Genomic DNA, 8346 nt, shown 5'->3' on the forward strand with positions numbered 1-8346 from the left:
GTGGTGAAGGCGTCGAACTCGGCGGTCAGCGCGGGGCGTTCGACCGGTTCGAGCAGGTCGGGGCGGGGCCCGTCGGACCCCGCCGACGTCGCCGTCAGATGCAGGGCGCCCGCCAGGTTGAGGTCGGGGCCGTAGGCGGGGACGGTCGCGGCATTGCGGTCGAGCAGTTCCCCGAGGGGCCCCGTACAGGACGCGGCGGGCGGCAGCGGCACCGCGAGGCCCGCCGCCCTGAGCGGCTCCCCCGCCGCGTCCGTGCCGGGTGCCTGGGGCAGCAGCGCGGTGCCGAGGACGCCGAGCACCGCGCCCGACGCCGCGTCCACGACCGGCCCGCCCGCCGCACCGCCGCCGAGCCGCAGGGCGTCGGCCCCCGAGGTGCCGATCGCCAGTTCCAGTGCGGCGGGCAGCAGGTGGCAGCGGTCCGTCGCCGTATAGGTGGCCGGGGAGCAGCCGAGCACCCTGGCCTCACGCCAGCCGCAGGCGGCGATCCGTACATAAGTGCCCCTCGGCACGGCGCTGCGGAAGGACAGCGGCAGCGGACGCAGTCCGAGCCCCTCGGTGCGCACCAGGGCGAGACCGAGCTCCGGCAGCGCCACCACGGCGTCGGCGGGGACCACGCAGGTGCGCTCGCCCGGTGCGTGCAGCACGATCCTCGCCAGGCCGTCCACCGCTTCGTGGCTGGTGACGACCGTGCCGAGGTCGTCGGCGGCGAAGCCGGTGCCCCGCGGGCGCCCCGCCGGGTCGCAGACCCGCACCAGGGACATGTCAAGCGCCTCGTGGCCGCCCCGCTCCTCCGTGCCCGGGGCGTGCCGGCGCCCGCGTACTCCTCGGGCATGTCGATGCGGACGCCGTTGAGCAGCAGCCGGCCGCGCTTGTCGTCCACGTCCCAGCGCGGGAAGGCGCGGCCCGCGGCCTCGGCCACCGGCATCACCGTCAGCTCCTCCTGGAGCTGGTCCAGGGTCCTGGCCGCGTCCAGCTTGTACGGACCGACGCGGGTGCGCCGCAGGGCGGTCAGATGGCCGCCGACGCCGAGGTCCGCGCCGAGGTCACGGGCGAGCGCCCGGATGTACGTCCCGGAGGAGCAGACCACCGAGACGACCAGGTCGAGTACGGGGGTGCCGTCCTCGGCGGCGGCGTCGCGGATGTCGTACACCGTGAAGGCGGAGACCGTGACCGGGCGGGCCGGGATCTCGAAGTCCTCGCCCTTGCGGGCACGCGCGTAGGACCGCTTGCCGTCGATCTTGATGGCGCTGACCTTCGAGGGCACCTGCATGATGTCGCCGGAGAGCTTGGCGATGCCCGCGTCGACCATCGCGCGGGTCACCTTCGAGGCGTCCGCCGAAGAGGTGATCTCACCCTCGGCGTCGTCGGTGATCGTGTTCTGTCCGAGGCGGATGGTCCCCAGATACTCCTTCTCGGTCAGCGCCAGATGGCCGAGGAGCTTGGTGGCGCGCTCCACGCCGAGCACGAGGACGCCCGTCGCCATGGGGTCGAGGGTGCCCGCGTGTCCGACGCGGCGGGTCCTGGCGATCCCGCGCATCTTGGCCACCACGTCGTGCGAAGTGAAGCCGGACGGCTTGTCGACGATGACAAGGCCGTCCGGCGTGGTGCTGCTCTGGCTCATGCTCGGGCGTCGCCGTCCGTTTCGTCGTCGGACTCGTCCTCGGGCTTGCGGTACGGGTCGGCGCCGCCCGCGAACTCGGCGCCCGCCGAGACCTCGCGCACCTTGGCGTCGGAGAGCCGTGCCTTGTCCAGGAGGTCCTCGATGGCCCGCGCGTTGTCCGGCAGGGCGTCCGCCACGAAGGCCAGGGTGGGCGTGAACTTCACGCCCGCGGCCTGGCCCACCGCCGAACGGAGCACGCCCTTGGCGCTCTCCAGGCCCGCCGCCGCGGCGGCACGGTCCTCGTCGTCGCCGTAGACCGTGTAGAAGACGGTCGCCTCTCGCAGGTCACCGGTCACCCGGGTGTCCGTGATGGTCACGTGCGTCCCGAGCCGCGGGTCCTTGATCCCACGCTGAAGCTTTTGGGCAACCACCTCCCGGATGAGGTCCGCCAGCCTTTTCGCCCGCGCGTTGTCGGCCACTGCTCCGTCTCCCTTTTCCCCGGGCCATCCCCTGGGGCTTGTCTTGCTTTGTTCAGAGCCCGTGCTCTTCAGTCATCATCCCCGTGCAGCCGCCGCCGGACCGAAAGGAGTTCCACCTCGGGCCGGGCGGCGACGAGGCGCTCGCACCGGTCCAGTACGTCCGTGAGATGGCCCCAGTCCCCCGAGACCGCCGCCAGGCCGATCTCGGCCCTGCGGTGCAGCTGCTGGCCGCCCACCTCCGCCGCGCTCACCGCGTACTTCCGCTGGAGCTCGGCGACGATCGGACGGACGACGGAGCGTTTCTCCTTCAGCGAATGTACGTCGCCGAGGAGCAGATCGAAGGACAGAGTCCCCACATACATGTGTGTCCGGATGTCCCGCCGGTACGGGTTCGAGGCCCCGCCAACCGCTTGGCAGGGACACAAGAACCGTACACGGAACGGCCGGGGCCGATCGACGGGATTTCCCCCGTCGACCGGCCCCGACCTACTACCGAGCGGATCAGATCAGTGAACTGATCAGCCGCGCGGCTTCTCGCGCATCTCGTACGTCGCGATGACGTCGTCGATCTTGATGTCGTTGAAGTTGCCGAGGTTGATACCGCCCTCGAAGCCTTCGCGGATCTCGGTGACGTCGTCCTTGAAGCGGCGCAGACCCTCGATGTTGAGGCTCTCCGCGATGACCTTGCCGTCGCGGAGCAGTCGGGCCTTGGTGTTGCGCTTGACCTCGCCGGAGCGGATGAGCACACCCGCGATGTTGCCGAGCTTGGACGAGCGGAAGACCTCGCGGATCTCCGCGGTGCCGAGCTCGACCTCCTCGTACTCCGGCTTGAGCATGCCCTTGAGGGCCGCCTCGATCTCCTCGATGGCCTGGTAGATCACCGAGTAGTAGCGGACGTCGACGCCCTCGCGCTCCGCCATCTGCGCGGCACGGCCGGCCGCGCGGACGTTGAAGCCGATGACGATGGCGTCGGAGCCCATCGCCAGGTCGATGTCCGACTCCGTGACCGCACCCACACCGCGGTGCAGGACGCGGATGTCGACCTCTTCGCCGACGTCGAGCTGGAGCAGCGAGGACTCGAGAGCCTCCACCGAACCGGACGCGTCGCCCTTGATGATGATGTTGAGGTCCTGGACCAGACCGGCCTTGAGCACCTGGTCGAGGTCCTCCAGGGAGACCCGGCGGGTGCGCTTGGCGAACGCCGCGTTGCGCTCACGTGCGGCGCGCTTCTCGGCGATCTGACGGGCCGTGCGGTCCTCGTCGACGACCAGGAAGTTGTCGCCGGCGCCCGGGACGTTGGTGAGACCGAGCACGAGGACGGGGGTCGACGGGGTCGCCTCCTCCACGTTCTCGCCCTTGTCGTCGAGCATGGCGCGGACTCGGCCGTAGGCGTCACCGGCGACCATCGTGTCGCCGACGCGGAGGGTACCGCGCTGGACGAGGACGGTCGCGACGGCGCCGCGGCCCTTGTCGAGGTGGGCCTCGATCGCGATGCCCTGCGCGTCCTGCTCCGGGTTGGCCCGCAGGTCGAGCGAGGCGTCCGCGGTCAGGACCACGGCCTCGAGCAGCTGCTCGATGTTGAGGCCCTGGCGCGCGGAGATGTCGACGAACATCGTGTCGCCGCCGTACTCCTCGGCCACCAGACCGAACTCGGTGAGCTGACCGCGCACCTTGGTCGGGTCGGCACCCTCGACGTCGATCTTGTTGACCGCGACCACGATCGGCACGTCGGCCGCCTTGGCGTGGTTCAGCGCCTCGATCGTCTGCGGCATCACACCGTCGTTGGCCGCGACCACGAGGATCGCGATGTCGGTGGACTTCGCACCACGGGCACGCATGGCGGTGAACGCCTCGTGACCGGGGGTGTCGATGAAGGTGATGGCGCGCTCTTCGCCGTTGACCTCGGTCGCGACCTGGTAGGCACCGATGTGCTGGGTGATGCCACCGGCCTCGCCCGCGACGACGTTCGTCTTGCGGATGGCGTCGAGGAGGCGGGTCTTACCGTGGTCGACGTGACCCATGACGGTTACGACCGGCGGACGGGAGACGAGCATCTCCTCGCCGCCCTCGTCCTCGCCGAACTCGATGGAGAAGGACTCCAGGAGCTCGCGGTCCTCCTCCTCCGGGCTGACGATCTCCAGCACGAAGTTCATCTCTTCGGCGAGGAGCTTCAGCGTCTCGTCGGAGACGGACTGCGTGGCGGTGACCATCTCGCCGAGGTTCATCATCACGCCGACCAGCGAAGCCGGGTTGGCGTTGATCTTCTCGGCGAAGTCGGTCAGCGAGGCACCGCGCGACAGGCGGACGGTCTGTCCGTTGCCGCGAGGCAGCATGACGCCGCCCACCGACGGGGCCTGCATGGCCTCGTACTCCTGGCGCCTCTGCCGCTTCGACTTGCGGCCACGACGGGCGGGCCCGCCGGGACGGCCGAAGGCACCCTGCGTGCCACCACGGGCACCGGGACCGCCGGGACGGCCACCGAAGCCGGGACGGCCGCCGAAGCCGCCGCCGCCACCGGGACGACCGGCACCGCCGCCACCCGGACCGCCGGGACGGCCGGCGAAGCCGCCGCCACCGCCACCGGGACGACCCGCGAAGCCGCCGCCACCGGGACGGCCGCCGCCGCCACCCGGGCGACCGCCGCCGCCGGGACCACGGCCACCGCCGGGGCCACCGCCGGGACGCGGACCCGCGGCCGGACGCTGCGGCATCATGCCGGGGTTCGGACGGTTACCGGCGGGACCGCCGCCGGGACGCGGGGCGCCGCCCTGCGGACGGGGCATGCCGCCCGGGGTCGGACGGGCGCCGCCCGGACCCTGCGGACGGGGCGCGCCACCGGGGCCGCCCTGGCCCTGCGGGCGCGGGGCACCGCCGGGGCCACCCTGGCCGCCGGGGCGCGGGGCACCGCCCGGACGGGGCGCCTGCGGGCGCGCCATGCCGGTGGAGCCACCAGAGGTGAAGGGGTTGTTGCCCGGACGCGGACCCGAGGGACGGGCACCGCCGGGACGCGGGGCGCCCTGGCCGCCGGGGCGCGGGGCACCCTGACGGTCACCGCGGTCGTTGCGACCGCCCTGGCCCTGACCCTGGCCGCCCTGGCCGGGGGCCGGACGGGCACCGGGCTTCGGGGCGCCGGGACGGGCACCCGGACGGGGCGCCTGCGGAGCCGCGGGAGCGGCGGGCGCGGCCGGCGGAGCGGTGAACTCCGGGGCGGCCGGAGCCGGCGAGGCCGGCGCGGGCTTGGGGGCCGGCGGCTTCGGACCCGGCGTCGGGCGCGGGCCCGGGGTCGCCGGAGAGGCCGCGGGCCGCTCGGCCGCGGCGGGCTTGGGCGCCGGCGGCTTCGGGGCGGCCGGACCCGGACGGGCGGCCTGCGCGGGAGAGGGTGCCGACGGGGACGCCGGCTTGGGGGCGGCCTGCTTGCGCGGCGCGCCGGGCTTGGCGGCGGACTTGCCGTTGCCGCCGCCCTGGAATGCGTCAGTCAGTTTGCGTACCACGGGCGCCTCGATCGTCGAGGACGCCGAACGTACGAATTCACCGAGTTCTGTGAGCTTGGCCATGACGACCTTGCTCTCTACGCCGAACTCCTTGGCGAGCTCGTATACCCGGACCTTAGCCACTTCGCTCCTTTTAGGTCCGGGTTACGCCGGACCGTCGCTACTTCATGGGCGTACTCATCGCGTGCTCATCGAGTGCTCATCGCAATCTCGACCTACTTCCAACTCGCGGGGTACCAGGGCCGCACGGGGTTCCGTGCGACCTTCCTTACGGTGTTGCCTGCTGGGCAACTGTCTCGACCGCGCGGCGCAACGCCTCGGTGTCGAGCGGGCCCCGGACGCGAAAGGCCCGGGGAAACGCCCGGCGGCGGACCGCCAGATCCAGACAGACCAGGGCGGGGTGCACATAGGCACCCCGGCCGGGCAGCGTACCGCTTGGATCGGGGGCGCAGGCGCCCTCTCTCTCCACGGTGCGCAGAAGATCGCTCTGGGCCGCTCGCTCCCGGCACCCCACACAGGTGCGCTCAGGGCGTGCGCGGGCATGCGTCCGGCCAGACACGCTTAAGTCTACCTCCCCGTACCGACCTCACCCCTTTGGGGCAAAAATCGAACGGCTACTCGCCACATACTGTCGTGATCCAAGCGGTGATCGCCCGGAATTTATTCCCGCGACCGCCCCTCGAGTACCCGGAGGCACCCCCTCTGACGGCCGCGGAACCGGCTCCGCTACTGGTCGGAGGGCTGCTCGGTGTCGGGCCTGATGTCGATGCGCCAGCCCGTGAGCCGCGCGGCGAGGCGGGCGTTCTGCCCTTCCTTGCCGATGGCGAGCGAGAGCTGGTAATCCGGCACGGTGACCCGGGCCGAACGCGCGCCCAGGTCCACGATCTCGACCTTGCTGACGCGGGCCGGGGAGAGCGCGTGGGCGACCATGTCGGCCGGGTCCTCGGACCAGTCGACGATGTCGATCTTCTCGCCGTTGAGCTCGGCCATGACGTTGCGCACGCGGCTGCCCATCGGGCCGATGCAGGCGCCCTTGGCGTTCAGACCCGAGCGGGTCGAGCGCACGGCGATCTTGGTGCGGTGCCCCGCCTCACGGGCGATGGCGGAGATCTCGACGGAGCCGTCGGCGATCTCGGGCACCTCCAGCGCGAAGAGCTTCTTCACCAGGTTCGGGTGGGTGCGCGAGAGCGTCACGGACGGGCCGCGCACACCCTTGGCCACCCGGACGACGTAGCTGCGGAGGCGCATCCCGTGGGGGTACTCCTCGCCCGGGACCTGCTCCTGCACCGGCAGGATGGCCTCCAGCTTGCCGATGTCGACCAGCACGTTCTTCGGGTCGCGGCCCTGCTGGACCACGCCGGTCACGATGTCGCCCTCGCGCCCGGCGTACTCGCCGAGCGTCGCGTCGTCCTCGGCGTCGCGCAGCCGCTGCAGGATGACCTGCTTGGCGGTCGTCGCCGCGATGCGGCCGAAGTCGGAGGGGGTGTCGTCGAACTCGCGGGGCTCCTGGCCCTCCTCGAGGTCCTCCGGCTCCTCCTTCGCCCACACCGTCACGTGGCCGCTCTCGCGGTCCAGCTTGACGCGTGCGCGGCGGTGGCTTCCCTCGGTGCGGTGATAGGCGATGAGGAGGGCCGACTCGATCGCCTCGACAAGGAGGTCGAAGGAGATCTCCTTCTCCCGTACCAGACCCCGCAGGGCACTCATGTCGATGTCCACGGCTACGCCTCCTCTTCCTTCTTGTCCTTGCGGTTGAACTCGACCTGCACGCGCGCCTTGCCGATCTCGCCGAAGGCGAGACGGCGGGAGGTGGGCTTGCGGCCCTTCACGCCGGGCACCTCGAGGTCGAGGCCCTCGTCGTCCACGGTGAGGATGCGGGCGGTCACCTCGCCGCCCTCGGTGAGCTGGAACTTCACCAGCCGGTCGACGGCGCGCAGATAGTGGCGGCGCTCGGTCAGCGCGCGCTCGGCACCGGGGGATCCGACTTCGAGGTCGTACTCCCCCTCGCCCATCGCGTCGGTCTCGTCGAGCTTCGCGGAGAGCAGGCGGCTCACTTCCGCGATCTGGTCCAGGTCCACGCCGTCCTCGGAGTCGATGACGACTCTCAGCACCCGCTTGCGTCCGACGGAGGCCACTTCGATCTCTTCGAGATCCAGTTCCTGCGAGGCGACGAGCGGTTCCAGTAGTTGCCGCAGCCTCTCGCTCTGGGTGGTGCTCATCCGGGTGACTCCTCGGCCGCGTGTGCTGTTGTGGGGATCGTCGCGTGTCTGGTCAAAGGGTATCCGGTCCGCGGGGGTGTTACCGCCCACCAGGGGGGCGCGCGAGGCTTCCTCCCGAGCCGCTCGCGTGTACGGAGACCGGCCGAAGGTACGGTGATCACCGGGCCCGCGCCCACTCCCTTCCTTCTCGCTCGCGCCTTCTGGCCTTCCTTGCCGAGGATGTCTGCCGTGCCGTCGTATCCCACCGCCTCATGGTCCCGACCGGGCCCGCGCCGAAGAAGCCTGTTCACCGGGGCCGCAGGGGCCGCCTCGGCCGTGCTGGTCACCGGCTGCTCAAGCACCCCGGACTCCGACGCCGCGGAGCGTCCCTCCGCCGTACGGCGGCTGCGCGCGCGGGCGGCCGAGGAGAGCACGGAGCTGCTCGGCCGCTACGACGCCGTGCTCGCCGCGCACCCCTCGCTCGCCGAGCGCCTGGACCCGCTGCGGGCCGAGGTGCGTCGGCACGTGGAGGCCTTCCGCGACGGCGCCACCCCCGCCCCTTCCGCCTCGTCCACCGCGAC

At 71.9% G+C, this 8346-nt stretch carries 7 protein-coding genes and 2 pseudogenes; 1 reads left to right on the top strand and 8 read right to left on the bottom strand.

The window, feature by feature from the left end:
* The 8 genes and pseudogenes from AB8Z36_RS22655 to rimP form a co-directional block, all read right to left on the bottom strand.
* The coding region (locus AB8Z36_RS22655; RefSeq protein WP_369215192.1) for a trypsin-like peptidase domain-containing protein at positions 1 to 761 on the bottom strand (761 nt) is incomplete at its 3' end.
* 44 nt (positions 762 to 805) lie between these two features.
* A pseudogene (gene truB, locus AB8Z36_RS22660) lies at positions 806 to 1621 on the bottom strand (tRNA pseudouridine(55) synthase TruB); the annotation flags it as partial.
* Positions 1618 to 2079: a 30S ribosome-binding factor RbfA gene (rbfA, locus tag AB8Z36_RS22665; RefSeq protein ID WP_369215193.1), complete on the bottom strand. Its 462-nt coding sequence runs from the start codon at positions 2077 to 2079 to the stop codon at positions 1618 to 1620. The pseudogene truB and the gene rbfA, both read right to left, overlap by 4 nt.
* A 68-nt stretch (positions 2080 to 2147) precedes the next feature.
* Positions 2148 to 2441 carry a DUF503 domain-containing protein gene (locus AB8Z36_RS22670; RefSeq protein WP_369215194.1) on the bottom strand — a complete coding sequence of 98 codons (294 nt, stop codon included), beginning with the start codon at positions 2439 to 2441 and terminating at the stop codon, positions 2148 to 2150.
* Positions 2442 to 2597: 156 nt separating this feature from the next.
* Positions 2598 to 5693 carry a translation initiation factor IF-2 gene (gene infB, locus AB8Z36_RS22675; protein WP_369215195.1) on the bottom strand — a complete coding sequence of 1032 codons (3096 nt, stop codon included), beginning with the start codon at positions 5691 to 5693 and terminating at the stop codon, positions 2598 to 2600.
* Positions 5694 to 5838: 145 nt separating this feature from the next.
* Complete coding sequence (locus AB8Z36_RS22680; protein ID WP_369215196.1) at positions 5839 to 6129, bottom strand: YlxR family protein; 291 nt, start codon at positions 6127 to 6129, stop codon at positions 5839 to 5841.
* A 167-nt stretch (positions 6130 to 6296) separates the two neighbouring features.
* A complete protein-coding gene (gene nusA / locus AB8Z36_RS22685; RefSeq protein ID WP_369215197.1) occupies positions 6297 to 7286 on the bottom strand; it encodes a transcription termination factor NusA in 990 nt (329 codons plus the stop codon).
* A 2-nt stretch (positions 7287 to 7288) separates the two neighbouring features.
* Positions 7289 to 7786: a ribosome maturation factor RimP gene (gene rimP, locus AB8Z36_RS22690; RefSeq protein ID WP_369215198.1), complete on the bottom strand. Its 498-nt coding sequence runs from the start codon at positions 7784 to 7786 to the stop codon at positions 7289 to 7291.
* Between the two features lie 219 nt (positions 7787 to 8005).
* On the opposite strand from rimP, the pseudogene AB8Z36_RS22695 reads away from it, so the two are divergent.
* A pseudogene (locus AB8Z36_RS22695) lies at positions 8006 to 8346 on the top strand (hypothetical protein); the annotation flags it as partial.

Source organism: Streptomyces flavofungini, from assembly GCF_041028215.1.
GTDB classification, from domain to species: Bacteria; Actinomycetota; Actinomycetes; order Streptomycetales; family Streptomycetaceae; genus Streptomyces; species Streptomyces flavofungini_B.